24 protein-coding genes are annotated in these 26863 nt (G+C 54.5%); 9 read left to right on the forward strand and 15 right to left on the reverse strand.

Annotated elements, in window-relative coordinates:
- Positions 1 to 14: 14 nt before the first annotated feature.
- From AC6I8W_RS10445 to AC6I8W_RS10455, 3 genes are all read right to left on the reverse strand, one after another.
- Positions 15 to 797 carry a carbohydrate ABC transporter permease gene (locus AC6I8W_RS10445; protein WP_415173561.1) on the reverse strand — a complete coding sequence of 261 codons (783 nt, stop codon included), beginning with the start codon at positions 795 to 797 and terminating at the stop codon, positions 15 to 17.
- Between the two features lie 98 nt (positions 798 to 895).
- Positions 896 to 1831 carry a carbohydrate ABC transporter permease gene (locus AC6I8W_RS10450; RefSeq protein WP_497838163.1) on the reverse strand — a complete coding sequence of 312 codons (936 nt, stop codon included), beginning with the start codon at positions 1829 to 1831 and terminating at the stop codon, positions 896 to 898.
- A 60-nt stretch (positions 1832 to 1891) separates the two neighbouring features.
- Complete coding sequence (locus tag AC6I8W_RS10455) at positions 1892 to 3157, reverse strand: ABC transporter substrate-binding protein (protein WP_497834946.1); 1266 nt, start codon at positions 3155 to 3157, stop codon at positions 1892 to 1894.
- A gap of 453 nt (positions 3158 to 3610) precedes the next feature.
- On the opposite strand from AC6I8W_RS10455, the gene AC6I8W_RS10460 reads away from it, so the two are divergent.
- Complete coding sequence (locus tag AC6I8W_RS10460; RefSeq protein ID WP_497834947.1) at positions 3611 to 5281, forward strand: DUF4091 domain-containing protein; 1671 nt, start codon at positions 3611 to 3613, stop codon at positions 5279 to 5281.
- A gap of 58 nt (positions 5282 to 5339) precedes the next feature.
- Here the strand turns inward: AC6I8W_RS10460 and AC6I8W_RS10465 are convergent, their stop codons facing one another.
- Entirely contained in the window at positions 5340 to 6260 is a 921-nt protein-coding gene (locus tag AC6I8W_RS10465; RefSeq protein WP_497834948.1) for a carbon-nitrogen hydrolase family protein, read from the reverse strand.
- A gap of 86 nt (positions 6261 to 6346) precedes the next feature.
- Between AC6I8W_RS10465 and AC6I8W_RS10470 the strand changes: the two genes are divergently transcribed.
- A complete protein-coding gene (locus tag AC6I8W_RS10470; RefSeq protein ID WP_497834949.1) occupies positions 6347 to 7261 on the forward strand; it encodes a LysR family transcriptional regulator in 915 nt (304 codons plus the stop codon).
- Between the two features lie 28 nt (positions 7262 to 7289).
- Here AC6I8W_RS10470 and AC6I8W_RS10475 read toward each other — a convergent pair whose 3' ends face one another.
- The 8 genes from AC6I8W_RS10475 to AC6I8W_RS10510 form a co-directional block, all read right to left on the reverse strand.
- Entirely contained in the window at positions 7290 to 8537 is a 1248-nt protein-coding gene (locus tag AC6I8W_RS10475) for an NAD(P)/FAD-dependent oxidoreductase (protein WP_497834950.1), read from the reverse strand.
- 4 nt (positions 8538 to 8541) lie between these two features.
- On the reverse strand, positions 8542 to 8889 hold the full coding sequence (locus AC6I8W_RS10480; RefSeq protein WP_497834951.1) for a RidA family protein: 348 nt from the start codon (positions 8887 to 8889) through the stop codon (positions 8542 to 8544).
- A gap of 11 nt (positions 8890 to 8900) precedes the next feature.
- Entirely contained in the window at positions 8901 to 10400 is a 1500-nt protein-coding gene (locus AC6I8W_RS10485) for an amidase (protein WP_497834952.1), read from the reverse strand.
- Between the two features lie 10 nt (positions 10401 to 10410).
- Complete coding sequence (locus AC6I8W_RS10490) at positions 10411 to 11622, reverse strand: MFS transporter (RefSeq protein WP_497834953.1); 1212 nt, start codon at positions 11620 to 11622, stop codon at positions 10411 to 10413.
- 188 nt (positions 11623 to 11810) lie between these two features.
- Complete coding sequence (locus tag AC6I8W_RS10495) at positions 11811 to 12743, reverse strand: LysR family transcriptional regulator (protein ID WP_497834954.1); 933 nt, start codon at positions 12741 to 12743, stop codon at positions 11811 to 11813.
- A 17-nt stretch (positions 12744 to 12760) separates the two neighbouring features.
- A complete protein-coding gene (locus tag AC6I8W_RS10500; protein ID WP_497834955.1) occupies positions 12761 to 13489 on the reverse strand; it encodes an amino acid ABC transporter ATP-binding protein in 729 nt (242 codons plus the stop codon).
- Complete coding sequence (locus tag AC6I8W_RS10505; RefSeq protein WP_497834956.1) at positions 13486 to 14718, reverse strand: M20/M25/M40 family metallo-hydrolase; 1233 nt, start codon at positions 14716 to 14718, stop codon at positions 13486 to 13488. The genes AC6I8W_RS10500 and AC6I8W_RS10505 overlap by 4 nt, the downstream gene beginning before the upstream one ends.
- Positions 14711 to 17668, reverse strand: a complete 2958-nt coding sequence (locus AC6I8W_RS10510; protein WP_497834957.1) for an FAD-dependent oxidoreductase — start codon at positions 17666 to 17668, stop codon at positions 14711 to 14713. Before AC6I8W_RS10510 ends, AC6I8W_RS10505 begins: the two co-directional genes overlap by 8 nt.
- 88 nt (positions 17669 to 17756) lie before the next feature.
- Here AC6I8W_RS10510 and AC6I8W_RS10515 point away from each other — a divergent pair, with 88 nt between their 5' ends.
- The 7 genes from AC6I8W_RS10515 (at position 17757) to AC6I8W_RS10545 (ending at position 24390) form a co-directional block, all read left to right on the forward strand.
- Positions 17757 to 18653, forward strand: coding sequence for a dihydrodipicolinate synthase family protein (locus tag AC6I8W_RS10515; RefSeq protein WP_497834958.1), 897 nt, complete (start codon positions 17757 to 17759; stop codon positions 18651 to 18653).
- Positions 18654 to 18687: 34 nt separating this feature from the next.
- Positions 18688 to 19518: an ABC transporter substrate-binding protein gene (locus AC6I8W_RS10520; RefSeq protein WP_497834959.1), complete on the forward strand. Its 831-nt coding sequence runs from the start codon at positions 18688 to 18690 to the stop codon at positions 19516 to 19518.
- Between the two features lie 17 nt (positions 19519 to 19535).
- Positions 19536 to 20285, forward strand: a complete 750-nt coding sequence (locus AC6I8W_RS10525) for an amino acid ABC transporter permease (RefSeq protein WP_480371284.1) — start codon at positions 19536 to 19538, stop codon at positions 20283 to 20285.
- On the forward strand, positions 20282 to 21697 hold the full coding sequence (gene hydA / locus AC6I8W_RS10530) for a dihydropyrimidinase (RefSeq protein ID WP_497834960.1): 1416 nt from the start codon (positions 20282 to 20284) through the stop codon (positions 21695 to 21697). The genes AC6I8W_RS10525 and hydA overlap by 4 nt, the downstream gene beginning before the upstream one ends.
- A gap of 45 nt (positions 21698 to 21742) precedes the next feature.
- Positions 21743 to 22426: a GntR family transcriptional regulator gene (locus AC6I8W_RS10535; protein ID WP_497838164.1), complete on the forward strand. Its 684-nt coding sequence runs from the start codon at positions 21743 to 21745 to the stop codon at positions 22424 to 22426.
- A 192-nt stretch (positions 22427 to 22618) separates the two neighbouring features.
- Positions 22619 to 22978, forward strand: a complete 360-nt coding sequence (locus tag AC6I8W_RS10540) for a cupin domain-containing protein (protein ID WP_497834961.1) — start codon at positions 22619 to 22621, stop codon at positions 22976 to 22978.
- Between the two features lie 461 nt (positions 22979 to 23439).
- On the forward strand, positions 23440 to 24390 hold the full coding sequence (locus AC6I8W_RS10545; protein WP_497834962.1) for a hypothetical protein: 951 nt from the start codon (positions 23440 to 23442) through the stop codon (positions 24388 to 24390).
- Between the two features lie 93 nt (positions 24391 to 24483).
- On the opposite strand, the gene AC6I8W_RS10550 is transcribed toward AC6I8W_RS10545, so the two are convergent.
- From AC6I8W_RS10550 to AC6I8W_RS10560, 3 genes are read right to left on the reverse strand one after another with little or no spacing between them, the layout of a single operon-like run.
- A complete protein-coding gene (locus tag AC6I8W_RS10550; RefSeq protein ID WP_497834963.1) occupies positions 24484 to 25131 on the reverse strand; it encodes a cysteine hydrolase family protein in 648 nt (215 codons plus the stop codon).
- 3 nt (positions 25132 to 25134) lie between these two features.
- Entirely contained in the window at positions 25135 to 25956 is an 822-nt protein-coding gene (locus AC6I8W_RS10555) for an N-formylglutamate amidohydrolase (protein WP_497834964.1), read from the reverse strand.
- A complete protein-coding gene (locus AC6I8W_RS10560; protein ID WP_497834965.1) occupies positions 25940 to 26791 on the reverse strand; it encodes a MurR/RpiR family transcriptional regulator in 852 nt (283 codons plus the stop codon). Before AC6I8W_RS10560 ends, AC6I8W_RS10555 begins: the two co-directional genes overlap by 17 nt.
- Positions 26792 to 26863 lie beyond the last annotated feature (72 nt).

The following is a 26863-nucleotide window of genomic DNA, read 5'->3' on the forward strand; positions in this document are numbered from 1 at the left end:
CTCTGAGTGGTGACTTAGCCTTTCACACCGGCGCTGGCGATGCCCTGGATGAAATAGCGTTGGAAAAAGATAAATAAAATCAACATCGGTAACACCGCCATCAGCGCACCCGCCATCAACATCGGATAGGGCACACCGGCACGGCTGGCAAGGGATGCGAGGCCCACCGGCAGCGTGAGTTTATTGACGCTGGTATTGACGATCAGTGGCCACATCAGGTTATTCCACGCCCACAGACCATTAATGATGGTGCAGGCAATTAAACCCGGCCGAATCAGCGGCAGCAGAATGCGCCAGAAAATGGTGAAGTGGTTGTAGCCATCGAGTAACGCGGCTTCTTCCAGTTCGCGTGGTACGCCGAGGAAGAATTGCCGCAACAGAAAGGTGGCGTAGATACTGAAGATGCCGGGCAGAATCAGACCGCTCAGGGTGTTTACCAGGCCGAGTTTTTGCACAATCAGAAACTGTGGGATCAGGAAGGCTTGCGCGGGCACCATTAAAATCGAGACGCACAGCATAAATACCGTATCACGCCCACGAAAGGTCAGACGGGAGAAACCGTAGGCCGCCATGGCAGCGATCAACATTTGCAGCGTCACGGTAAAGAAGGTGTAGAGAAACGAGTTGATATAAAAAGTGGTGAACGGGATCTCCGTCAGGATGCGGTGGTAAGCCTGCATTGAAGGATGCGCGGGCAGGATCGCCATCGGAATCTGAATGCTTTCCGGCTGCGTTTTCAACGAGGTCAGCAACATCCAGATAAACGGCACCAGCGAGATCAGGCTGGCAAGCGTCATCAGGGCATATACCGTCAGGCGGCGTAGCTTTTCCTGATGTTGACGGCGAAACCACGCCAGTTCTTCGGATTGGGTTAATGTGCTCATGGCGGGCTTCCTCAGGTCACCTTAATTTTTTTACCAATAAACATCTGGACCAGACTAATCACCAGAGTCACGATAAACAGCACCACAGCAATCGCTGAGGCATAGCCTTTTTCCTGTAAATAAAACGCGTATTTATAGAACAGGAAGGTCACGGTCATGGCATCGCTTTCAATCATCGAACGGTCGAACATTAAAAAGATTACGTCGAAGATTTGCAGCACTTCGATAAAACTCATAATCGAGACGAAAAACAGCGTGGGCAGCATCAGCGGCAGCGTAATAAAGAAGAAGCGGCGTAAGGTGCCAATGCCATCAATATCGGCGGCTTCATAGACCTGACGGGGAATATTCTGCAATCCGGCCAGCAGAATGATGATTTTTAACGCCAGTGATGACCAGATGATAATAATCGACACGCTGAGATGGACCACTTTCGGATCTGACAGCCAGTCCACGGAGGGCAGGCCAACAAATCCCAGCAGATGGTTTACCAGGCCAAAATCACCGTTGAACAGCCATTGCCACACCATCGCCACTGCCGCAGGCATGGTGATAGCGGGCAGGAATAGCAGGGTCCGGAACAGCGTCTTGCCGCGAATCGGTTGGTTCAAACCGATCGCCAGCAGCAGCGAAAGCGCCAGGCTAACCGGCACACACACCACCACATAGAACAGGGTATTGAAGGCGGCGGTATAAAAATCATCATCGCTGAACAGATCACGATAATTATCCAGACTGACTTCAGTCCAGTTCATAAACTGGTTGAGATCGGTAAAGCTGTAAAACAACGTCTGGAGAAACGGAATAAAATAAAATACCAGCAGGCCGATAACCAGCGGAGCGATCATTATCCAGCCCCAGAAACGCTCGGCTCGTTCCAGACTGCTGACGTTTTTTACCGTTTTAACCGTAGGCAGATTCACGGTGACGGGAGAGATATTTTCCATCATTATCGGCTCCGATATCAGGAACAGGGCGGGGATACGACAATCCCCGCGTGGCAAATATTACTTTTCCATCACCCGGCTAATTTTCTTCACCGATTTATCCATCTCTTCTTTGGCATCTGCCCCCATAAAGATTTTCTTCAGGCTGCTGATCCACATATTTTGCCACTTCGGCGTATTGGTGCCTGCCGTCGGGTAAGCGGTGGCGTGATCCAGCGCATTGAGATAGGCGGTGACGTCAACTTGCTTAACATTGGCGGCCCACGCAGGCATCGCCTGCTTGTTGGCAGGGATAACGGCGGCGGCCAGTTCCTCTTGCGAAGATTTCTGCGCCATAAAGGAGACATAGCGCCAGGCGGCATCTTTATGCTTGCCGTTGGCATACAGCGCGAAGCCCAGGCTGTGTGCCACACCGGCTTCCTTATCGATACGCGGCATTTCGATCACGCCGATATGATCGTTAATCTGCGGGTTGCTGGCGAAAGGCGCGGCCTGCCAGGAACCGGCGTATACCATCGCGGCGCGATTGGAGGTAAACACCGAGTCGGTTTTCAGTTCGCTCATCTGGTTGGCGGTCGGCAACAGGCCACCTTTCATCATTTGTTGCAGCTGCTGATATACCCAGATGGCGTTATCGCTGGCGATATCGGTTGGCTGGCCGTTGGTCGGCACAATATGGACGCCTTTCTGATACAGCAGGTTCAGGTAGCTTTCCTGGCCGTCGTTGCTCAGGTCCATATACAACGGAAAGGCATCGCCGTTCAGTTTAGCTTTTAGCGCGGTGGCGGTGGTTTTCAGGTCATCCCAGGTCCAGCCCTTTTTCGGATAGCTGACCCCGGCCTGATCAAACAGCTTTTTGTTGTACCAGACGGCGATGGCATCCACATCGCGCGGAATCGCCATCTGGTTGCCATCAAACTGATAGGCTTTCACCGAACTGGCAACGATGTTGTTGAGATCGACTGATTTATCTTTCAGGTAGCCATTCAGCGGGGCCAGCACGTGGTTTTGCGCGTACTGGATAAAGTAAGGCATGTTGACCCAAAAGATATCCGGTGCCACACCACCCGCGACGGCGGAGTCCAGTTTGACGAAATACTGAGAAGCTGGCACCACTTCAATATCAATATTGATATCCGGGTTGGCTTTCTCAAATGATTGCGCAATTTTTTCTTCCGCAGGAAGTTGATTGCGGTCCCAAATCGCGTAACGCAAGGTTATTTTATCTGCGGCCTGGCTGAGTGCAGGAATTAAAAGTGCGACAGCTAATGCAATTCCGGAAATTACTGGCCTGACGTGAGACTTATTGTTTTTAGCAGACAGCATGACACAACCCTCATCAATAAGAAGTATTTCGCTGAGAAGACCCGGTGTTGATAAATGATTTTGTAAACCATCCGTAATCTGGCTGTCAACAACGAAAAAGTGTAAGCAAGATGTGTAATTTCCCTTTCGATCTTTCGAAATCGAAAGGGTTTTTACTGCTTTTTATCTCTGCTTTCGCAACAAAAAGAACGAAGCGAAAGGTTGTCATGAAGGTAATGATCTAATTAGCAAGGCTTTTTTCCTGCGTTGACAGCAGGATTAACAAACAGTTGATAAATGTAATTAAAACCGCTGTCATTACTTTATTTCTGCGTGTCTTTCGCTATTGGCAGGAAAATATTATGTTTTGCGAGCTGCGTCATCTTATTTTCTTATTACCTTTTTTTTCTATTTTTTCTTTTCAGCATGCGTGCTATTAAATTGCCCAACTTCTGACTCTCTAAGGGATGAACCATGACGTTACATCTGCGGCTGACTTCGTCGCTGGAAAAAATGTTCCACCAAAAAACAATTACCGAAGTAAAACAATTGACGACGGCCAGCATGCTGGCCAATGAAACATTCTCGTTTCAGGCACAATATTTTCTGCCTTCGCAGGAGCGTAAAACCCGCCGGACCCTACATTGGTCAGTCGAGGGGGAGTTACTGCCGTGGTTGCAGGTTTATCAGGTCACTTCGGTGCCGGGGCATTTACCCTGCTACAACACCGTGGATGACCATTATCTGACCACTGAGCCGGGCCTGTTTCCCGATTTACTGATGCCGGTCACCCGCTCGACAGTGCAAATCACCTGTAACTATCAAGGCGCGTTGTGGCTCTGCCTGACCCCGCCGCCGGAAGGCTTACCGCCTGGCGAGCATAGGCTGACGCTGCGCTTACACGATGAAACCGAAAGCAGCGTGATGAGTGAAGCCGTACTGGTCGTGACGGTATTGCCTGCCACCTTACCCACACAGCAGCTTTACCATACGGAATGGATTCATACCGATTGTCTGGCGGATTACTATCAACTGACGGTGTTCAGTGAGGAATACTGGCAGGCGGTGCGCAAATTTGTGCAAAGTGCCGTGGCGCATGGCGTCAATATGATGCTGACGCCGCTGTTTACACCGCCCCTCGATACCGCACCAGGCACAGTTCGCACCGAGGTGCAGTTGATTGATGTTTTTGATGACGGGCAGGGCGGCTACCGCTTTGGTTTTGAGCGGCTGGCCCGTTGGGTAGATTTATGCCGTACCGAGGGCATTCGCGATTTTGAGATCGCCCACTTTTTCACCCAATGGGGGGCGGCACATGCGCCGCATATTGCGGTACAGCTGCCGGATGGCCGCCGAGAGGCGCGTTTTGGCTGGCATACCGATGCCTTTGGTGATCAGTGGCGGCAATTTCTTGGTGCCTTCCTGCCGCAGCTGACTGCCTGGTTTGATCAGCAGGGGTTGCGCGATCGGGTGTGGTTCCATATTTCCGATGAACCTAACGAACAACACCTGGAAAATTACCGTAAGGCCAGCGACCTGCTGCGGCCCTTAATTCCCGGCTACCGCACCCTGGATGCTTTGTCCGATTACGATTTTTATCGCCTTGGCCTGGTCGAAAAACCGGTCACCGCTTCCGATCACCTTGAACCCTTCCTTGAAAATCAGGTGCCTGGCCAGTGGACCTATTATTGCTGCGCTCAATATCTTGATGTGGCGAACCGTTTTATGGCCCAGCCGTCGGTACGTAACCGCATCCTCGGAGTACAACTTTGGTTGTACCGCATCGAAGGTTTTCTGCACTGGGGCTTTAACTTCTACAACAGTGAACTGTCGCGTGAGGCGATCGATCCTTTTGCCGTTACCGACGGTTTGCAGGCATTCCCGGCGGGAGATCCCTTCCTCGTCTATCCCGGTAAAGACTTCACGCCGCTGCCTTCCATTCGCCTCAAGGTGTTGCTGGAAGCGATGCAGGATTTGCGCGCGTTACAATTATTGGAATCGCTGCAAGGTAGAGCTGCGGTTGAGGCGCTGATTGAGAAGGTGATGGGGATGCGTATTACCTTCAAGTCCTGGCCCGCGGATGCCGAAAAGTTATTACATCTACGTACTGAGGTTAACCGCCGCATTGGTGGTGACATGGCATGATGTTCGGAGCGGCGCATTTTTTCCGGTATTGCGTGATAAATCGCGCCGCTACGGTGATTTATTGAAAAGTTACGGTTTTTTTGGGTTTTTGGTCAACCGCTAGCGCGAACACGTCCGGGCGGGCGTAATGGCCGACCACGTCGAAGTCATAGCGGGCGCGAATCAGTTCATCGGTGTCAATTTGGGCGGTAAGTAACCCTTCGCTGCCCCGCAACGGACCAGCCAGCACATCACCTAATGGCCCGATAATCACGCTTCCCCCCTGGATCAATGGGCGCTGACTATCCCAGCCCGGAATCTCAATACCCAGCTCTGCCGGTGAGGGTTGCAACTGGCAGGCGCTCAACACAAAACAGCGTCCTTCGTGGGCGATATGCCGCATTGATGCCTGCCACACATCGCGCTCATCGACCGTGGGTGCACACCAGATTTGCACCCCCTTGGCATACATGGCGGTACGCAGCAGCGGCATGTGGTTTTCCCAGCAAATCGCGGCACCAATACGTCCCGCCTGGCTATCCACCACTGGCAGGGTAGAACCATCCCCCTGGCCCCAAATCAGACGTTCGGTGCCGGTTGGCATCAGCTTGCGATGTTTTGCCACCAGACCGCTTTCTGGTTCAAAAAACAACGCGCTGCAATACAGGGTGCTGCCTTCGCGTTCAATCACGCCAATCACCAGAGCGGCCTCGGTGCGGTGTGCCAACCCAGCCAATGCCTCGGTTTCTTGACCCGGCACATCAATCGCGTTGGCAAAATATTCCGCCCAGGTTTCACGTCCCTGCGGCAGACGATAGCCCAGTTGTGTGCCGAAGGTTTCTCCTTTGGGATAGCCGCCGAGCAGAGCTTCGGGCATCACCACCAGGCGGGCCAGGCTGGCAATAATCTGTTCTTCATAAGACATAATTTTGTCTAATGTCTGCGCTTTACCTTCAGGAGCGGAGCCAATTTGTAGCACCGCCACGGTTGAGGATGTCATGGCAAATTACCTGTGAACGGGGAGTTGAAGCCAAGGTATACCTTGGTATAGTACTATTAATCAATCCTGCATAATGACTAACAGATATGAGCCAAATTAATATCGAGTCACTTGACCTGAATCTGTTCAAAGTATTCGAAGCCTTATATGAAGAGGGCAGCGCCAGCCGGGCCGCACTGCGACTGGGGATCACCCAATCTGCCGTCAGCGCGGCGCTGGGCCGACTGCGCAAAATTTATGGCGATCATCTGTTTGACCGCACCGGACGCGGGTTACGTCCGAGTCGCCGCGCCGAGGAGTTGAAACCCATCGTTAGCGAAGCACTGAATCGCTGTCGTCAGAGCCTGGCGCTGGCGCAGCGTGAACGAGCGGAATTCGAAGGCCGAACCCTGGTGCTGGGCTGGTCTGACGATTATGAAATTGCCCTGGCTCGCCCGCTGATCAATCGTGTGGCACAGGCATATCCTGGACTGCGGCTAATTTTCCGGCAAATCCACAGCCGCATCGTGAGCGGTATGCTGATGAATCGCATGGTTGACCTGGCCGTGACCTCCGGCAGTGGCAATTCGGCGGCGCTGAGTAAAGAGTTAGTGGGGGTGAATGGTTACGCCTGTTTGCTGGACGTTGCTCCGCCTGCGGGTGAATTGACCCTCAGTGAATACACCCAGCTACCACATATCCTGATTTCATCGGGCGGTGTCGTGGGGATTGTAGATGAGGTTTTAGCCGAGCTGGATCTGAAGCGTACGGTTGAAGCAGCTGCCACCCACTTCTCGGCGGTGCCTTATCTGATTAAAGGTTCCCGTTCAATCGTCACGTTACCCAAGCATGCCGCGCAGACTATGGCGGAGATGTTTGATTTGCAGCTTTTCCCCTGTCCGGTGGCCTTGCCCGATTATCCGATCGAGTTGGCCTGGCGTATCGACGGGTTGAGAGATCCGGCGGTGGCCGGGGTGAGGACTATTTTGCGTGAGTTATTGAAAGATATGAAAAACCCGTAACGGCGCGATTTATCGCGCCGTTACGGGTTCAGAATCGCCGCGCGGGGCTAAATGCATCCATCGCAATGCTGCTACGCTCGCCGTGCATCATTTCCGCCAGCAACATTCCGGTGGCCGGGCCGAGGGTGAACCCCTGATGCCCATGACCAAACGCACACCACATGCCGTGCTGTCCCGGCACCGCACCAATAACCGGTTTCATATCCGGCATGCAAGGGCGTGCCCCTTTCCAGGGTTCTGCTTCGACCGGCTCGCCCAGCGGTAACAGTTGACGCGCCACCTGCTCCACGGCTTTGAGTTGATAAGGGGTGGCGGGGGCATCGATATGCGCCAGTTCCGCGCCGGTGGTGATGCGCAGCCCTCGTGCCATGGGGGCAATCAGATATCCGCGTTCTTCATCCAGCATCCAGTGGCGGGGAGTGGCCCCGGCAACCGGCTGGAAGTGCTGATGATAACCACGCTTCACAAATAACGGCGGACGATAGCCAAAATCACCGGTCAACTGAGGACTCCAGGGACCGAGCGCCACTACCACCTGGCGAGCCTGCACCTCTTCGCCGTGCTCGGTTTGCACTTGCCAGCCGCCGTCGGCTGTTGGCCGCAGCGTCTGCGCATTGCCCTGATGCCAGGCTGCGCCGCGCGCAAATAACAAGGCGGCATAGGCCTTTACCAGCGCGCCTGGATCGCGCACCGTCAGGGGATCACTCCAGTACACCGCGCCGCTCAATTCCGCCCGCAGCGCGGGTTCGGTTGCGCGCAGCTGGGCCGCATCCAGTTTGCGATGGTTCACGCCCAGCGCCAGCAAGTTATCAGCATCGACAAACGCCGCATCGCGCTGTTTATCGCTGCGAAACAGCATCAGCCAACCACGTTCGCCCAGCAGATGGCGCGCATTGGCGGCATCGAGTAACGCTTCGTGCGTATCGATAGATAGTGCGATCAGCGAGGCGTAAGCCGCCGCAATCGGCGCATAGGCGCGTGGTGCCGATTGCGCGTAGTAGCGCAGCAGTGGTGCGGCCAGTGCTGGTATGGCGCGCGGATGATAACGGACATCGAGACGACGATTGCCCACCACGCTCAGCAAGGTCTTGATATCACGCGGGAAGGCGTAAGGATGCACGGCCTCGCGCTGAATAATTCCCGCGTTGCCGTAAGAGGTTTCTTCGCCGGGGTCGCGCCGGTCCAGCAGCGCGACATCGTAACCGCGCTGTTGCAGGTGCAGGGCGCAGCTGACGCCGACCATCCCCGCGCCCAGCACTAACACATCATGTGTCATCGACTCACTCCGTCTTGGGTTTCTGCGCCACTACCGTCATTTCCAGCAGGGCTTCCTGCAACACGAGTCCTGCCAGTACCGTGGTACGCACCGGTAATGGATCGCTAAACCATTTCGCATAGGCCAGATTAAAGGGTGCGAACAGATCCGCGTCGGTCAGGTAAACGGTACAGGAGAAGATATCCGCCAGGGTACAACCTTGTTCTTGCAAAGTGGCCTCGATGGTCGACATGACGCGGTCGGTCTGACGACTGACTTCCGCCGCCAGTGAGCCATCGGCTTCGAAACCGATCACGCCGGATAACCAGACCTGGTCGCCGACCAGACGTACTTTAGAAAAAGGTAAATTCATACAATCCTCGTTTACTGACCTAAAGGGAGATAAAAATCCGCCATGCTGGCGATGGGGGATGCCTGCCGCAGCGCGGCAATGTCGGGCACTGGCCGCGCCAGCAGCGCATCGCATCTAAATTTTTGCTCCAGCGCTTTCGCCACACGCAGCACGCCACTGTCATCACCGCGCTTACCGATAATCTGTAAACCAAATGGCATCCCCTGAGCATCCTTGCCCACCGGTAAGGAGAGGGAGGGCAGCCCGGCCAGCGAGGTGACATAGGCCAGCGCCAGCCAGTGATAGTAGGTGCGGGTTGGCTGCCCATTGATTTCGCGCGGATAAAGTTCGGTCCACGGACGTGGGCTGATGGTCACTGCCGGTGACACCATATAATCATAGTCGTGGAAGAAGGCTTCCCAACGGCGATACAGCTGCGTTTGTAGATCCAGGCCACGGGAAATGTCCAGCGCGCTGTAGCGCAAGCCTTCTTCAATGTTCATGCGGACATTCTCACCCACCAGGTGGGGATTCTGCTGATACAACTCGCGCGTACCGGTGAGAAACAGCAGCGAACGCAGCGTTTCGAACGCCTCATTCGCGCCGTAACAATCGGGGGTCGCCTGTCCGGCACAGGCAAACAGCGGGGCGATATGCGTCATTTTCTGGCGGAAACTGTTTGCCACGCCCTGTTCGGTGGGGGCGAAACCAAAATCGCTGCTCCAGGCGAGACGCAGTGACGACAAATCGATCTCGGGCAGCGGGAAAAACTCCTGCGGCTGGCGCAACTGACGGCCTGGCACCACATGGGAGAGTGGATCGCGAGGGTCTGCACCCTGCATCACGCTTAACATCAGCGCGGCATCATCCACTGTGCGGCCCATCGGCCCAAGGGTGGAGATTTGCAACCAGGCACAGCCGCGTTTTTCCGCCGGGATCAACCCCGCCGTGGGGCGGAACCCCACCACACCATTAAACGCCGCCGGATTACGCAGTGATCCGCCGGTATCGGAACCGGTCGCCAGCGACACCATGCCACACGCCAGCGCCGCAGCTGAACCACCGGACGATCCCGCTGCCGAGCGGGTGGGATCGAACGGGTTGCCGGTGGTGCCATACACCGCGTTGCGTGAGTTTCCGCCCGCGCCCCATTCCGGCACATTGGTTTTACCGATCACGTTGGCACCTGCGGCGCGCAGCACCGCCACCAGGCGTTCATCCTGTTGCGCGAGATTATGACGCTTCGCCACGCTACCAAAGGTGGTGGGAAGACCGGCTGCATCAATCATATCTTTCACGCCAAGCGGTAAACCGTGCAGCGGGCCAAGCGGTTCACCACGCATAACCGCCTGGTCCTGCGCCTGCGCAGTGGCACGCGCGGCGGCAAAATCACAGGCGACCATGGCATTGATGGCAGGATTAACCTGCTCAATACGGCTGATGCAACTTTCCAGCAATTCACTCGGGGCAATGCTTTTTTCCCCAATTAACCGACGTGCTTCGCTCGCCGGGAGATCACATAACGTTTCCATCGTAGGTTCCTTACGGAGTCGGCATGACTGCCTGGGTGCGGGTTTTCTCGGTGCGGATAGTCAGGCTCATCAGGGTCGAGAACAGCGCCGCGCCCATCAAAAACAGGAAGGCTGAACCGAAGCTGAAATGTTGTACCATCAGGCCAATTGCCAGTGGCGCGATAAATCCGGCCGCCTGGCCGCCAAAGTTGATCACCCCGATACCCGAACCGACCATGCGCGGTGCCAGAATTTTGGTTGGCAGCGCGACGGCAATCGCCAGCACAAAGGATTTAAAGAAGTAGGTAAAGGCCTGGGCGACAATCACGCCGGTCAGGGTTTCTGCGCGGTACATGCAGCCGATGGCAATGGCGGTAAATAACGCGCTGAATAGCAACATCAGGTTTTCGCGGCCATTGAAGAATTTCACCATCACCCAACCGCCAATGGCGGTAGCGATGCCCGCCATCAGATAGGGGATCGGCAACAATATGCCCACGGCTTTGAGATCGAGATGGCGTTCTGTCATCAGATACACCGGCATCCAGGAGTCGAGACCTTTATTAATCAGACTGAGGCCAAACCACACCGCCGCGATTTTCCACAACAGCGGATGCTGCATCACGCTTTTGACGTCGCTCAGGTTGATGCGGCTGCGTTGCTGGCTATCGCTGACCGGGGTATTACGCACCGTCAGGCTATATACCAGCACAAACACCAATCCCAAAATCCCAATCAGCATAAAGGTGTGACGCCAGTGGAAATGCAGCAGCAGTGGGGCAATCAACAGTGGGGCGATCATACTGCCGATGTAATTTGATGAGACCAGCAGCGAAGTGATTTTCGGTTTCTGTTCCGCGTGATAGTTTTCCGCCGCGTTCTTGATCGCCGCCGAAGGAAAGGCACCTTCGCCGAGGCCGAACAACAGGCGAATCATCAGCAGCGAGGCCAGCGACCAGGCCAGTCCGGTCAGCAAAGTGAACAACGACCAGAAACCAATTGCCATGATCACCACCACCTTGGCACCGTAGCGATCGGCCAGCCAGCCACCGGGCAGTTGCATCAGCCAGAAGCCAAAATAGAACACGCTTAACACCAAACCCAGCTCAGACGGGCTGAGATGCATCTCAGCGCTGAGCGCCGGTGCGCCCATACTCAATACAACGCGATCAATAAAAGCAATACACCAGGCAACATACAGCAAAATAACCACCCAGTGCCGGTAGAACGATGAATCCCGCATGGCTGTTCCTTAATAACCGGTGAATTGAATTTCGCAACGGAAATTCATCCTGCCATGCGTTCAGGGTTATCACCATTTCAACTTTTTCACGCTATCGATATCAAAAAGGCAAAGATAACCTCGTGATAAGTCATGGTTATCCTGAATAGGGAAATAACCCCTTTAGCGGCGTCAGTAATAAGTGGAGGTTATGATGTGACGGCGGAAATAAATGGTGAGGCGTCCATTTCACGAATAAAATGATCGATAAACGCGGTCACCGCTTTGGGTAAACTGCGTCCCGCGAGGGTGTTCAGTTCAATATTGATACCGTGCAGATCCTGGCCGACCAGGGGTACGGCACACAGATTGTGGGCGCGGATATATTCACGCACCGTCATTTCAGAGGCCACCACCATACCCTGTTCATAACGCACAAAGGCCAGCAGGGCGCTGATGGAGTTAGTGACAAATACCGGGGAGATGGTGATGCCCTGGCGGCTACAGCAGGCGTCGAACAGGCGACGCAACATAATCGGCCGTTCCGGCAACCCCAGCGGATAACCGCTGAGCTGCGACAATTGTAGGCCGCTGCGATTCGCTAACACGTGATCTGGCGGCATTACCGCCACCAGCCGTGACTGCAAACGCCAGGCAACATGGATATTCTCCTCCGGGATTTGGCTGAAGGTCAGCCCGAGGTCGCTTTCTCCCTCGCGCAGCCGCCGTACCACCTCTTCAGCGTGGGTGACATGCAGGTGAAAATGGATATCGGGATAGTGACGGCGGAAAGAGGCGATCATCATCGGCAAGAAATCGACGCTGAAACCGGCTGAGCTGTCGATACGCACTTCGCCTTTACGTAACCCATTGAGTTCCGCCAGTTCATGCAGCACTTTCTCACTTTCCAGTTGCGTGCGGATCGCCCACGCCGCCAGCAATTCACCGGCAGCGGTGGGGATCATCCCTTCCTTACGACGTTCAAACAGGGTTTCCCCCAGCCGGTCTTCCAGCCCACTGATCTGGCGACTGATAGCCGAAGCGGCGACATTCAGTTTCTGCGCCGCCAGGCTTAACGAGCCTGAACGCACCACTTCAAGAAAGTAACGTATCGAGTTTTCCTGCAAGTGGCGTGCTTTCATGCTGATCCTTGTGGTGATTAATGTTGGATGATCTGGTCGAGGAAATTCCTCGCGCGCGGCGAGGCCGGAGCGGTGAAAAAGGTCTCGGCTTCGGCGTCTTCAATAATTTCGCCACCGTCCATAAAGATGACGCGATCGGCAATCTTACGCGCAAAGCCCAGTTCGTGAGTGACACAACACATGGTCATGCCTTCCGCCGCCAGTTCTGCCATCACCGCCAGTACTTCGGCGACCATCTCTGGGTCCAGTGCCGAGGTCGGCTCATCAAACAGCATCACTTTCGGATTCATCGCCAGCGCACGGGCAATCGCCACGCGCTGCTGCTGGCCACCTGAGAGCTGCGCCGGGTATTTGTGACCGTGGCGTTCCAGCCCAACGCGCTGCAATAACTCCTGCGCTTTATTTAACGCTTCAGCACGGCTGCGTTTTAAAATCCGCATCTGCGGCACCAGCAGGTTATCCATTACCGTCATATGTGGAAACAACTCGAACGACTGAAACACCATGCCCACCTGTTGGCGCAGGGTGGTGAGATTGGTTTTTTTATCACTTAACAGCATGCCATCAACATTTATTTCGCCACGCTGAAACGGTTCCAGCGCATTGATGCATTTAATTAAGGTTGATTTACCGGAACCGGACGGGCCGCAAATCACCACCACTTCACCTTTCTTTATATTCAGCGTGCAATTTTTCAGCACCGGCAACTGACCATAATATTTCGACAGATTATCAATGGCGATCATGCAGATTTCTCCTGCAACAGGGTTAACAGGCTATTCGCCACAATTTGCGTGGCGCGGTGTAAATCATCCAGATGGACGCGCTCATCGGCGCGATGGCCGTTGGCCTCAAGGAAACTACGTGGCCCGGCCCCGTACATAATGGTGGGAATACCTGCGGCGCTATACAAACGGGCATCGGTATACAGCGGCAGGCCGACTAACGGGATCGGTTCCTGCAAGATCGCTTCGGCCTGCTGGCTGAAAATGTTCGCCAGTTCGATACTGGCAGGCGATGAGGTGAACGGACGCGCCAGCAAAATACGTTTCACATTGCAGGTGATGCCGGTGAGTTGCTGTTCAACATCCCGAATCAGCGCCATCAACTCTTGTTCTACCGCTTCCGGGTTTTCTTCCGGGATAATGCGGCGATCGAGGCGGATCATCAGGTTATCCGACACCACATTGGTATTGATGCCGCCCTCAACCAGACCAATCACCAGCGTGGGGGAGTCGATCCCCGCCACCGCAGAATGCTTCTCTGCCAGCGTGTCGCGATAGTGATATAACGCGGTCATTAACCGATTACCGGCTTCAATGGCATCACAGCCGCTGGCCGGGAAGGCGGCATGGGCAGATTTGCCCTGCACGGCGATTTCCAGATGCAGACAACCATTATGGGCAGTGACGACAAAGTAGCTTAGCGCGGCGCATACCGCGTAATCGGGTTTGCTGATGCCCTGTTCCAGCAACCAGCCGGGTCCGGTCGCACCGCCGGTTTCTTCATCGTAAGTGATGTGCAACTCGATGGTGCCGTTTAACGCCACGCCGCTATGGATCAACGCCAGCAGGGCATAGGTGTAAGTGGTGATATCCGATTTGGACACTGCCGCACCACGACCATACAGCCAGCCGTTTTCGATCTCGGCACCATAGGGATCTTTGCTCCAGCCACCGCCCGGCGGCACCACGTCGCCGTGGGCATTCAGTGCCACCGTCGGCCCCGGCCCGAAACGGTGGCGTACGATCAGGTTAGTGGCGCTACGCATCCCAGCGGCCTGTACCACCGCATCCGGTACGGTAAAGCTTTCCACCTCCAGCCCGACATCGCGCAGTAGCTGCGCGGTGACCAGCGCGTGTGGGGTGCAATCGCCCGGTGGGTTATCCGAAGGCGTCTGCACCAGACGCTTTAGCATCTCAACCTGCTGAGAAAAATGGTTTTCAATCCATGTGGCGACACGTTGTTTACTCATTGACTGCGGTCCTGTGATTTTCGAAACGGGAAATGTGGAAAGGTGACAGATCGATGTCGCTGCTGCCGCGCAAAATTAGCTGCGCCAGGCTATGGGCCACCACCGGCGACAGGGTGTAACCGTTAGAGGTGACGGCGTTGTAAAAACCGGGCAGGCCGGGGACGTCACCGATGATTGGCGCGCCATCGATATTGATATTCATCCCAGCCCAGCTCCGCACCATATGCAGGCCGCTCAGGGCTGGTAGCACGCGATTGGCGACCCATAAGTTGCCTTCAATACTTTCGCGTGAGGGCTGATTGAGGCGCATGGCCGGGTTAAATTGCGCGCTCCAGCCGCCACCAATTAACAAACTGCCGTGGGCAGTCTGCTTCAGGCTGAGATGACGACCCGCGTGGGCAATCAGATGATCCACCAACGGCACGGCGCGTTCGGTGACGATCATTTGTAGTGGCGCACCTTTCACCGGTACGTTGATACCGACCATTTCACCCACTTTGGCCGCCCAGGCACCGGCAGCGTTGATGACGCGCTGCGCTTCAATGACACCCCGGCTGGTTTGCACCCGATATCCGCCGTGCGACATTCGTTCAATCGCCATCACATCGGTGCCGCGCTGAAAGCGTGCGCCCTGCGCGCGCGCCAGTTTGTTTACGACATAGGTGGCGCGCAATGGATTGATTTTGCCCTCCATCGGGCAAAACTCCGCGCCGATCAGCTGCGGGGAAAGGTGAGGGGAAAGTCGCGCCAGTTCAGCGGCATCCAGCAGGGTGGCCTCGATACCAAACCGGCGTTCCAGTGCAATCTTCTGCTCAAGAAAACACATTTCCTGCTCGGTTTCGGCCACCATCAGCCCGCCAGTGATTTTGATCTCCAGCGACTCGCCGCTCGCCGCTTCCAGTTGCTGCCACAGCCGTACCGAAAGCGGCCCGAGCGGCAGCGTTTGCGCGGCCGGGCCACCGCCTTGCTCGGCTTTGGCACCAAAATCAAACGACAGCAGTTGGACATGCAGGCTGCCCGCATTGGCACCGGAGGCCTGTAAATTGATGTCGTCGCGCTCAACCACCAGGGTATCCGCGCCGCCTGCGGCAAGGTAATAGCCGAGACAATTACCCATCACGCCACCACCGATCACCAGCACCTCGGTTTTTTGCGGCGCTAAATGGGCGTTTTCGACCGGACGTGCCAGGTTCGGGGTGATGGCTGGTTTGTGTCCACCCCATTCCTGTTTCTCAAACGTTAGGGCGGCGATCGGCACCGGACGGACCGGGAAGCGCGGGGCATAAAATCCGGCGGTATGAGGGGGGCGGCCGGTCATTTCGCTGACCAATTGCGCCACCATCCCGGCACAGGTACGCCCCTGGCATAACCCCATCCCGGCGCGCAGGTTACGCTTCAGCGCGGCGGGCGTGTCGATCCCCTGACGGATGGCGCTGCGTAAGCTGCCGAGAGTGATATTTTCGCAGCGGCAAATCACCGTGTCATCGGGCTGCGCTTGCAGGCTGACCGGAGGGGCCTGGTAAACTTGCCAGAGTGCCTGCTGGAATGACTCCGCGCGGGCCACCTGCTTTTTCAGCAGACGCGTATCGATGCCGCTCGCCGTTTTCCCCAGCGCGCTGAGGGCGCGGCAACCGGCCAGTTGGCCGCGCGCCTGGGCAATCTGCGCGCCACCCAGTCGTGCGCCATCGCCCACCACATAAACGCCGGGAACGCTGGTTGCGCCATCTGCGTCGGTTTTGATCAGCGGGGTACTGAACGGTGTGCTGGCGAGTTGCAGTTCACAACCGAGTGAACGCGCTAAATCGGTGGAGGGGATAAAACCGTGTCCCAGACAAAGTACATCGCACGGGATTTCGCGACTGGAGCCGGGAAAGCGTTGCCCGGCTGCATCCACGCGCATCACGGTGATGCGTTCGAGGCGGTCCTGCCCGTGTGCGGCGACCACTTCATAGCTCCAACTGACCGGCACGCGGTTTTTCTTCAGAATGGCAAGGTAGTGTTGGCCTTTTAGCAACAGCTCGGGAGCCACTTTAGTCATGGTCAGGATCTGCCGCAGCATCCTGATCCCCGGTTTGGCCGCACGCTCCAGCACCTCAACCACCTTACCCTCGCTGGCAACCAGCTCGGCGGCAAACTGCAAATTGAGCGGCCCGTTGCCACTCACCACCACCTTTTCGCCAGGGATCACCCGATATGCTTTTGCCAGCGTCTGGCCTGCGCCGGTGGTCATCACCCCTGGCAAAGTCCAGCCGGGAAAGGGCACCGGACGTTCATAGGCACCACTGGAGATAATCAGTTGTTTGGGGCGAATCAGCAGCGATTGATCGCGCCAGATAACGCCAATCTCCTGTGCGGAAAAGGCGGCCCACACCGTGGCCTGTTGCAGGATCTCAACCCCAGTAGCGCGGGTAGCCGTCAGTAACTTCTCGCCATCACGCCACTGCTGCGGCGCTTTACCGTGCAAGGTATGCGAAGGGGCCAGCGGTTTAAAAAACTGGCCGCCGCTTTGCGGACGTTCATCAATCACCAGTACCGATGCGCCCGCACTGGCGGCGACGCGTGCGGCAGAGAGTCCGGCCGGTCCGGCACCCAGCACCAGCAGATCGCACTCGCGGGTTTCGGGGACGATGTTGTTCGGCAGCGGCATTAAAGGCACAGCAGGGGGCTGACTGGCGTGCTGGCTCTGCACCTGCATACCGTCCTGCACCAGCGTCATGCAACTGCGCTGCGATCCTTTGCCATCCACCTGCACCACGCATTCGTAGCACGCGCCCATGCCACACCATAAGCCACGTTTTTCGCCCGCGGCATCCTCGCGGATCGCCACAATATTTTGCCGCGCAAGGGCAGCTGCAATGGTTTCGTCAGGCAGCGCCGGTACGGATTTGCCATCGAACCAGATGGTCAGGCTTTCGCCCACCGGAGTGATATTTGGTGATTTGAGTTCCATAACGCTTGTGATCCAGCAACGCATGTGTGTACAGTATGTATACGGTATACAAACGGTATGCATCAAGTATTTTCTTAAGGAACTCAATATGGCAGCGTTTCGCGGTACTTATACGGTGTTGATTACCCCCTTTACTCAGGATGGTTTAGCAATTGACGTGCCAGCCCTGGAAAAATTAGTCGACTGGCAAATTGAACAGGGAATTCATGGGCTTATCCCGTTGGGTAGTACCGGTGAATTTTTATCCATGACGCGTGAAGAGCGACAACTGGTCACCGAAACGGTGATTCGCACCGCAAGAGGGCGTGTCCCGGTGCTGATGGGAACCGGTGCGGAATGGACGCCGGAGTGCGTTGAGTTAAGTAAAGAAGCGGAAGCGATGGGGGCGGATGGCGTAATGATTATCCCACCGTTTTACAGCTGTCCGAATGAAGACGAGTTGTTTGCCCATTATCGTGCGGTTGGAGAAGCCATCTCGATTCCGATCATGATTTACAACAACCCGGCCACCGCCAATGTCGACCTGCTGCCGAAAACCGTGGCGCGTTTATCGGAAATCGACACCGTTAGCTATATCAAGGAATCCACCCTTGAGGTCACCCGCGTGCGCGACATCATTGAACTGTGCGGCGATCGTATGAATGTGTTTGCCGGGATTCTCGGTTACGAATCTTTCTGGCTGGGTGCCTGTGGCTGGGTGGCGGTGGCTTCGAACCTGTTACCGGCGCAATGCGCGCAAATGTTTGAAGCGGCATGTGATCGCCTCGACCGCAATGAAGCGCTGGCGCTGTATCACAAAATCTTACCGGTGGTACGCGCCGTTGGCGGGCCACATTACGTCGCTGCCAGCAAAGCAGGCCTGGCGATGATGGGACTGGAGGTGGGGATCCCACGCGCCCCACGCCTGCCGCTCGCCAGCGATTTAGAGCAAGTGCTGCGTCATGAATTAGAAAAACTCAACGTGCTGAACAGCTTTAAACACTGATAACCGGCCATTTTTACTTATTCGGAGAATGTAAATGAACGCGAAATTAACCCTGATAGCGGCTGCGTCTCTTCTGACCGGTAGCCTGTTTGCGCAAACCAGTTTTGCCGCCTGTACCCCGGTGCAGGGTGCGACGCTGGTAACGGCGGGTGAGTTAAAAATGTCCACCAACCCGACGCTGCCGCCGCTGCAATACGTTGACGGTGAAGGGCAATTAAAAGGGATGCGTATTGAACTGGGCGAGGAAATTGCTAAACGCCTGTGCCTGAAACCTGACTATACCCGTATCGAATTCTCCGCGATGGTGCCGGGTTTACAGGGTGGCCGTTGGGACATGATCAACACCGGCATTTTCTTCACTCCGGCGCGCGCCAAAATGATGTACATGATCCCGTATGAAAGCCAGGCGATCAGCGTTTCGGTCGCACCGTCGGACAGCGGCAAGATCCAGAAAGTCGAGGATCTGGCAGGAAAAAGCATTGGGGTAGAAATTGGCGGTTTTGAAGAAACCACCATCCGCAAGATCAGCAAAGAACTGGAAGCCAAAGGTCTCAAACCGGTGGATATCCATACCTTTGATAACTTTACCGTGGCATTCCAGGCATTGCGCGCACAGCAGGTGAGTGCGGTGATCAGTATCGATGCGGTGGCGGCAGACTATCAACATAAAGGGATGTTTAAACAGGTGATTTCTGGCCTGGAACCGACACCAGTAGCCATTGCCTTTAAAGATGCCCACCTGGCCGATGCTACCGCCAAAGTGCTGAACCAGATGAATGCCGATGGCAGCTTACCGGCGCTGTTTAACAAGTATGGCGCGAAGATGATCACCGGAACCTTTAGTGTTCAGGGTCCCCACTCTTAAGCGAAGGAAATTTTATTATGATTCAGGGCTGGAGCTGGGAAGGGTACTTCCATTATCTCACCAACTATTTCATTTTCATGGGGGCGGTGAATACCGTCCTGTTAACCCTCGCGGGTATGGCTGGCGGGCTGGTACTGGGAATATTACTTGCCTTTGCCAGACTCTCGCCCTGGTCCTGGATTAATCAGATCGCCCGGACCTATATCTGGATTTTCCGTGGCACACCGTTACTGGTACAGCTGATTATTATCTACACCGGCCTGCCGCAAATTGGCATCCGCTTCACCGTGATTGAGGCGGTGGTGATGGGGTTGGTGCTAAATGAAGCCGCCTACCTGGCGGAGATCATTCGCGGTGGCGTGCAAGCGTTACCGAAAGGGCAAATTAATGCCGCCAAAGCGCTTGGCTTCAATCATCTCAATGTGGCGCGTTATGTGATTTTCCCGCAAACCATGCGCTTAATTTTACCGTCATTGGGCAATAGCTTTAACGGGTTATTGAAAACTACCTCAATTGCCTCGGTGATTTCCGTGGAGGAGTTATTGCGTCGTACGCAGATCCTGATGCAGGAACAGTTTATGGTGCTGGAGCTGTTTATGGTGGCGGCGACTTATTACCTGCTGCTCACCACGCTGTGGGACTTTATTCAGCGTAAGATCGAGCGTCATTACGCCAAAGCTTACCAAAGTGCCACCCACACCAGTGAACCGCCACAACCGAGCTTTAAAGAAGTGTCCAGCGCTTACACCAGGGAGACGCAGCCATGAAATCCTTTGATCTGATTGTGAAAAATGCCGACATCGTGACGGCATCCGATCGCTATCGTGGTGACATTGGCATCAATAAGGGTCGCATCAGTGTGATTGCGGCCTCACTGGATGCAGCGCTGGCGCAGCAGGTGATTGATGCTGAAGGCAGAATGGTGACGCCGGGCGGGGTTGATGCCCATTGCCATCTCGATCAACCTTCTACCGATGGCTCGGTAGGGGCGGATGATTTTATCAGCGGCACCCGCTCGGCGGCCTGTGGTGGCACCACCACCCTTATTCCTTTCGCCATGCAATTTAAAGGGCAGAGCCTGAAGGAGGCGATTGCGGATTACCATCAACGCGCCGAAGGCAAAGCCTGCATTGATTACGCGTTTCATGTGATCATTACTGATGCCACTCAGGCGGTGATTGATGAAATCCCCGAGGTGGTTCAGCAGGGTTATACCTCGTTTAAGATCTACATGACGTATGACGCGTTAAAATTGTCCGATCATCATATCCTCAATGTGTTGGAAGCGGCCCGCGAGGCGGGTGCGATCTCGATGATTCACGCCGAGAATGATGATTGCATCAGCTGGCTGACGGAACGGCTAAAAAAGCAGGGCAAAACCGCACCGCGTTATCATGCGCTGGCGCATTCACCGATTGGTGAGCGCGAGGCCACGCACCGTGCGATTTCGCTGGCTGAACTGGTTGATGTGCCGATCCTGTTGGTGCATGTATCGAGCCGCGCCGCCATTGAACAAATTTACTGGGCGCGCGGTCAGGGGATCAATATTTTCTCCGAAACCTGCCCACAATATCTGTTTCTCACCGCCGAAGATTTGGGGATTGATGACAGTTTCCACGGCGCAAAATGCATTTGCAGCCCGCCGCCGCGTGATACCGATAGCCAGAATGCGGTGTGGAATGCCTTAGCCAACGGCACCTTTACCATTTTTTCCTCCGATCATTGCCCGTTTAACTTTGATGATCCGCACGGCAAAAAACTGCATGGCGACAACGCCTCTTTCGACCTGGTGCCGAACGGCATTGCTGGGCTGGAAACGCGTTTACCGTTGTTGATGAGCGAAGGCGTATTGCAAAATCGCATCTCGGCACAGCGCTTTGTCGATTTGACCGCCACCGCACCGGCAAAACTTTACGGGCTTTATCCGCAGAAAGGCAGCATTGCGGTGGGATCAGATGCCGATCTGGTCATTTGGGATACCGATCTGGATAAAACCATTATTAACAGCGAATTGCATACCAATGCCGATCATACCCCGTATGAAGGCAAACGGGTGCAGGCGTGGCCTGCTATTACGCTTTTACGTGGGGAAAAAGTCTGGTCTGAAGGCCAATATCAGGGACGGGCGGGCAGCGGGGCGTTTCTGGCCTGTGCGGTGCCTTTCCTTGTGAGAGGATAATCCGGTAAACTCACATCCAATTTTACTCCTGGAAACTGCGTGAAGATGACTGACTATCAGGATCACACTCTTGCTGCGATTATGGCTGCGAAGCCGTTGTATATGAAATCAGCCAGTCTGTCTGAACAGGTTTATGCATTGCTGAAAGAGTTAATTCTTGAGCGCAAGATACCTGGAAGCAGTGAAATGCTGGAATCGCGCCTGGCGGAAGAGTTACAGGTATCGCGTACGCCAATGCGTGAAGCGCTGGTGCGACTGGCAGGTGAAAATTTGCTGGAACGCCGGGGCGCCCGTTCCTACACCGTACGCACCATCGATATCAAAGAGTATCTGGATACCATGGCGCTGCGTGAGGTGCTGGAGGTGGAAGCGGTGGGTAAGGCGCTGGACAAAATCAGTGCCACTACCCTCGATAGCCTGATTAAAGAGTTGCAGGAGCTGATCGCCAACGAAACCGATCAGGAACATCTCTACTGGCGCTTCGATGAAAAGTTACATAACACCATCGCCGAAGCCAGCGGCAACCTGGTGCTGGCACAGGTACTGAAGGGACTGCGGGTTAACGTTCGTCTGTTTCGCCTGCACAGCCCACTGCACCGGCAGCAGGAAAATCATGCGGAGCATCTTGATCTGCTGAATGCGATGCGTGAAGGTGACCGGGAAAAAAGCCTCGCCTCGATTCGTAAGCACATCATCAACCTGCGTACTGATGTGATCTCTTCGCTGTAAAGCACAGTCAAAAAGTCATAGTCCTGCGGCTATGGCTTTTTGCTTCCTCTGCGCCTGGCAAAAGTTTCTGCTAATGCTCCCCCGATTTAGACACAAAAGTTTCTTCTGATACGCCAAAACCCATCTCATTTTCTCAGCACATTGCTTACGCTGGCTTTAGTCTAACAATATGAAAATGAGGATTTTTTTAATATGAAAGTGCAAAAACTGACGCAGCCTGCTTCGATCAAGCCGTTAGAAGATTGGGGTAGCGTTGAGGGGTTGCCCGGCACCGCCGCCATTCAACTTTCCGGCTTGCAGACGCTGATTCCCGGAAAGGAAGATATTGATAGCGGTATTTTTGCCTGTAGCGCTGGAAGTTATCGTCGCGGCGTGAAACAGGCGGAGATTATGCACTTCCTCGAAGGTGTCGGCAGCTTTACGCCAGATGGCGAAGCAACCTTGACCTTCAAACCGGGCGATAGCTTCTTCTTTGAAGCCAATACGCAGGGCATCTGGGTTATGGATACGCCGATGCGTAAGTTGTATGTGATTTTTGATGCGGTTAAGTAACTGAAACCATGCGTAGCGGCGCGATTTATCGCATTCTTTTGACCTTTTGGCTAAAAAATCTGCGCGATAAATCGCGCCGCTACGGGAAAATATCATTTTCAAGTTGAGCAATAATTATTTTTAATCGTGGGGATTGTGTTCAAGAAGTCCAGGTTGCGTTTATATTATCAACTCATCATTTATGATTAATTTTAATATCGGCCATAAGATTCTTCGCAGAATATATCCATATGAAAAAATTGGAAAAAATGCCAATCATCACATGCGTTCATCTATGTGCATTTGTCAATATGAAATAATAAAAAAATAGTAACGACAAGTTACTGCCATGTTCTATATTTTATTTAGCCTTCCGATTTGGGTTTTAAGCATCTGTATGTTTTCTTATACAGCAATACCCTGCGTATTTCGGTTAGGCATGGATTTATTCCATCACCCTTCAGATACGTGGAGAATAATATATGGCAACAGGTACAGAACTATCTTCACAAGAAGTAACACAAAAAGTCATTGAGGCAATTTCAGGCATTGGGAAGGTGAATCTCTTCGGCGAATATGTTGTTGATGGAGAAAAATACTGGTCAACGCCATTCATAACTGTGAAGAAATTGACATTTAAATCCGGTGCTAAATTAATATTTGATTACCATGTAACCAGACAATATAAAAATATCTTTGTATTTGCTGAGGAGATCACCTCTGAAGATCAGCAATCACTGGGTGAAATAGGTTGGGCTGACATTCCAGCGATCGTTCCTCCCTCTGCGGGTTATGGACTTTCGGGAACTGACATGGGAGCACACGAATCAGCCAGAGGTGGTGATGGAGGCTCTGGCCCCAATGGCCGCAGTGGAGAGAATGGTGAACATGCCCCCTCCCTGACAATTGTTATTCAGAAACTGTCAGGTGGGTTAAAGGTCAACCTGGTGGGCGAGAATGGCGGCTCTGGTGGTGAAGGTGGGCTTGGTGGTGTTGGTGGACAAGGCGGATATGGTACGCCCGCCAGTCAAAGTATGTTTGACTGCAAGCGTGGTGCCGGAAACGGTGGCGTTGGTGGGAGTGGTGGTTCCGGTGGACAAGGGGGAAACGGAGGGAACGGTGGAAATGGCGGAACATTTACACTGGTAACTGACGACGCTTCAGCTGCTGCGGTCTCACGTATTTTGCTGGTAGATCTCAGTGGAGGTCAGGGAGGAACCGGAGGTAATGGCGGCCCTGGTGGTAAGGGTGGTGCAGGAGGGCCAGGCGCTAATGAATCATTACCTTATTGTCGGGGCAATGGAAGCAATGGTACGGCAGGCGCAGATGGTCCGCAAGGTGGCGTTGGATTTAACGGCACGGATGGGAATGCCGGAATGTATTATTTCGGCGGCCTGAGCATCGGGGACCTTGATCAAGTTCTGGGTAAATAAAGGCGTCGCTCCGAGAATTGTGCGTAGCGGCGCGATTTATCGCGCATTGGTGTTCAGCTGCGGGACCGGACACGTGCCGCAGCTGAACACAGTTCATCGCAGCAAAAGTTCGTCCAGAAAATCCTGGGTGGTGATTTGGCGGCAATAACCTTTGATCGCATTGAGCGAGTTCTGCTGACGTTCGGGTGTCAGTGTCGCGCAGGCATCGGTCACTAATGTCACCAGATACCCCAGATCGCAGGCGTCACGTACCGCGCTTTCAATGCATTGGTCGGTGAGAAAACCGGCAATCACCAGATAACGTGTGCCGAGGTTACGCAGCACATAATCAATGTTGGTGGAGATAAACACGCTGGAAGAGGTTTTCGACAGGACGATTTCATCATCCGCGGGGGCGATAGCATCCAGTACCTGGGCGTCCCACGAGTCACGCGGCACGTTAAAGCCGGTGATTTTGTAATCGAGGCTGCGGTCGCGTCCATCTTTGGTCAGGCTCTCAATCACGGTATACATCACTTCAACCTGGCTGGCGCGACAGGCCGCCTGGATTTTTTGCATGTTGCCGAGGGTTTCCCGTTCAATAATTTCGAAGAAATAACCAAACTTCTCGTTCTGCTCGGCAGCAGACATCCCGACATATTCCCCCCCGTCACGACGAGCGTTGTAGTTTTGTACATCGACAAATAACAGTGTCGCGGCTTGTTTCTCGATCGGAATATCACGGCTGGATGGATTAAACATCAATTACGCCTCTTTTTTATAGGGCTGGCGGGTAAGCTCATTCCAGCTGTCGGTAAATATCGGGGCCAGGTCCTCAGCCCACGCCAGTTGTCCTGCCAGTTGGGTAATCAGATCCTGACGGATTTCAATTTCCACGTAGGGCAGGTCATTTTTATTGGCATGCTGCGGCACCGCATAATCGGTATCATCGGAAACCGAATAAGGTTGGTTATCGCCCACGCACCAGCGCTGGGTGTTGCGCAACTGCTCCAGCACCGTCAGGGCATAGGCGGCCTGATGTTGGTACAGGACGCCAACCTGCCAGGGCCGTTGCTCACCGTGAAATACCGGGGTGAAGCTATGCATGGCGAGGATACAGGTCGGAATACCCTGTGCCTTGCGTTCTGCCAGTAGCGTGCGGATGCTGTCATGGTAAGGGGTAAAAATTTCATCACGTCGCTGGTCACGTTCCTGCTGGCTCAGGTCGATATTGCCCGGAATCGTGGTCGCTTCCGACACCACCGGGATCGAACTGGGGATACCCGGCAGACGATTGCAGTCAATCACCAGCCGGGAGTAGAGCTGATGCACCAGCGGTGCATTAAGTAACTGGCTCAGATGGCGGGAAACCGCCAGCACGCCAATATCCCAGCCAATATGCCGGTCAATTTCATGCTGCGGTAAGCCTAAATCGCCGAGCTGGCGCGGAATGCGTTTTCCACCATGATCGCACAGGATCAGGAATGGGGAATCACCGGTCCGGTTTTCTACCATCACCGGCGCGGGTTCATCAGAAAAAAGGAGTGGGGCGCTCACGTCTTTGATTACCTCATTTGGATTTTGCATTTAACGATAGGGGGCCAAGCGCTTCCCACTGCTGCAAACGCTGCACGGTTTTATCACCCTGGCTTTCCATAATGCTGGCGATAATCGCATCGATCAGCACAATACCGGCGGCATAACCGTCAAACAGCCAGGGTGTCTCCACATGGATGGCGAGAACCACTTTAGCGAGAGAAGCGATAGGCGAGAGTTGGGTATCAGTCACTGCGATGAGCGTGGCACCACGCGCCACAATCTCCTGGGCCAGCTGATACATATCCTGTTGGTAGCGGCGAAAATCAAACAATACGAACACGTCATTTTTATTGACGTCGATGATCTGCTGGATACGGTCATGATGGTTCTCAGCCAGCACATCCACACCGCGTCGTACCTGTTGCAGGTTGCGGCCAAAATACATCGCCAGCGACTGGCTGATGCGCCCACCGCCGAGGATCACATGATGTTCTTTGGCACCGATTAGCCGGGTGGCTTCGGCAATTTCATATTCAGGAATGTCGCGTAACGAGCACTGGATCGCCAGCGTCGCGGATTTAATCGCGGCTTCCATCAGGGCCGACGCGCTTTCTGTCGCCACCCAGTTGTCCAGACGCTGTAACGGGCCTTTGGCCTGTTCAGAAATCTCATCGCGCAGCGCCTGCTGAAAATCAACAAAGCCACCAAAACCCATGCGACGGGCAAAACGCACCACGGAAGGCAGGCTGACGCCAGCACGTTCTGCCAGCAACTGCACCGAACCTAAGCCTGCACCGGGATAGTCGGCCAGCATCGCCCGGGCAATCTTGCGCTCCGCCGGACTCAGTTCCGCCATGTTGTCTTTTATTTGTTGTGCCAGCACCCCGGCTCTCCTTCACTCAACCTCAGGCAAATCACAGTGCCACAAGCGCTGCGTTTGAACCATACGAATTTA

The sequence above is a fragment of the Pantoea sp. X-Soil-TKNS-1211 genome (assembly GCF_059730495.1).

What these genes read in the sequence shown, in the direction of transcription:
- AC6I8W_RS10525 (WP_480371284.1), top strand. Translation starts at nt 19,536, where the DNA reads ATGATTCAGGGCTGGAGCTGGGAAGGGTACTTCCATTATCTCACCAAC.
- AC6I8W_RS10495 (WP_497834954.1), bottom strand. Translation starts at nt 12,743, where the DNA reads ATGAAAGCACGCCACTTGCAGGAAAACTCGATACGTTACTTTCTTGAA.
- AC6I8W_RS10450 (WP_497838163.1), bottom strand. Translation starts at nt 1,831, where the DNA reads ATGGAAAATATCTCTCCCGTCACCGTGAATCTGCCTACGGTTAAAACG.
- AC6I8W_RS10515 (WP_497834958.1), top strand. Translation starts at nt 17,757, where the DNA reads ATGGCAGCGTTTCGCGGTACTTATACGGTGTTGATTACCCCCTTTACT.
- AC6I8W_RS10445 (WP_415173561.1), bottom strand. Translation starts at nt 797, where the DNA reads ATGACGCTTGCCAGCCTGATCTCGCTGGTGCCGTTTATCTGGATGTTG.
- AC6I8W_RS10475 (WP_497834950.1), bottom strand. Translation starts at nt 8,537, where the DNA reads ATGACACATGATGTGTTAGTGCTGGGCGCGGGGATGGTCGGCGTCAGC.
- AC6I8W_RS10455 (WP_497834946.1), bottom strand. Translation starts at nt 3,157, where the DNA reads ATGCTGTCTGCTAAAAACAATAAGTCTCACGTCAGGCCAGTAATTTCC.
- hydA (WP_497834960.1), top strand. Translation starts at nt 20,282, where the DNA reads ATGAAATCCTTTGATCTGATTGTGAAAAATGCCGACATCGTGACGGCA.
- AC6I8W_RS10540 (WP_497834961.1), top strand. Translation starts at nt 22,619, where the DNA reads ATGAAAGTGCAAAAACTGACGCAGCCTGCTTCGATCAAGCCGTTAGAA.
- AC6I8W_RS10550 (WP_497834963.1), bottom strand. Translation starts at nt 25,131, where the DNA reads ATGTTTAATCCATCCAGCCGTGATATTCCGATCGAGAAACAAGCCGCG.
- AC6I8W_RS10545 (WP_497834962.1), top strand. Translation starts at nt 23,440, where the DNA reads ATGGCAACAGGTACAGAACTATCTTCACAAGAAGTAACACAAAAAGTC.
- AC6I8W_RS10510 (WP_497834957.1), bottom strand. Translation starts at nt 17,668, where the DNA reads ATGGAACTCAAATCACCAAATATCACTCCGGTGGGCGAAAGCCTGACC.
- AC6I8W_RS10500 (WP_497834955.1), bottom strand. Translation starts at nt 13,489, where the DNA reads ATGATCGCCATTGATAATCTGTCGAAATATTATGGTCAGTTGCCGGTG.
- AC6I8W_RS10490 (WP_497834953.1), bottom strand. Translation starts at nt 11,622, where the DNA reads ATGCGGGATTCATCGTTCTACCGGCACTGGGTGGTTATTTTGCTGTAT.
- AC6I8W_RS10555 (WP_497834964.1), bottom strand. Translation starts at nt 25,956, where the DNA reads ATGCAAAATCCAAATGAGGTAATCAAAGACGTGAGCGCCCCACTCCTT.
- AC6I8W_RS10460 (WP_497834947.1), top strand. Translation starts at nt 3,611, where the DNA reads ATGACGTTACATCTGCGGCTGACTTCGTCGCTGGAAAAAATGTTCCAC.
- AC6I8W_RS10470 (WP_497834949.1), top strand. Translation starts at nt 6,347, where the DNA reads ATGAGCCAAATTAATATCGAGTCACTTGACCTGAATCTGTTCAAAGTA.
- AC6I8W_RS10465 (WP_497834948.1), bottom strand. Translation starts at nt 6,260, where the DNA reads ATGACATCCTCAACCGTGGCGGTGCTACAAATTGGCTCCGCTCCTGAA.
- AC6I8W_RS10485 (WP_497834952.1), bottom strand. Translation starts at nt 10,400, where the DNA reads ATGGAAACGTTATGTGATCTCCCGGCGAGCGAAGCACGTCGGTTAATT.
- AC6I8W_RS10520 (WP_497834959.1), top strand. Translation starts at nt 18,688, where the DNA reads ATGAACGCGAAATTAACCCTGATAGCGGCTGCGTCTCTTCTGACCGGT.
- AC6I8W_RS10505 (WP_497834956.1), bottom strand. Translation starts at nt 14,718, where the DNA reads ATGAGTAAACAACGTGTCGCCACATGGATTGAAAACCATTTTTCTCAG.
- AC6I8W_RS10535 (WP_497838164.1), top strand. Translation starts at nt 21,743, where the DNA reads ATGACTGACTATCAGGATCACACTCTTGCTGCGATTATGGCTGCGAAG.
- AC6I8W_RS10480 (WP_497834951.1), bottom strand. Translation starts at nt 8,889, where the DNA reads ATGAATTTACCTTTTTCTAAAGTACGTCTGGTCGGCGACCAGGTCTGG.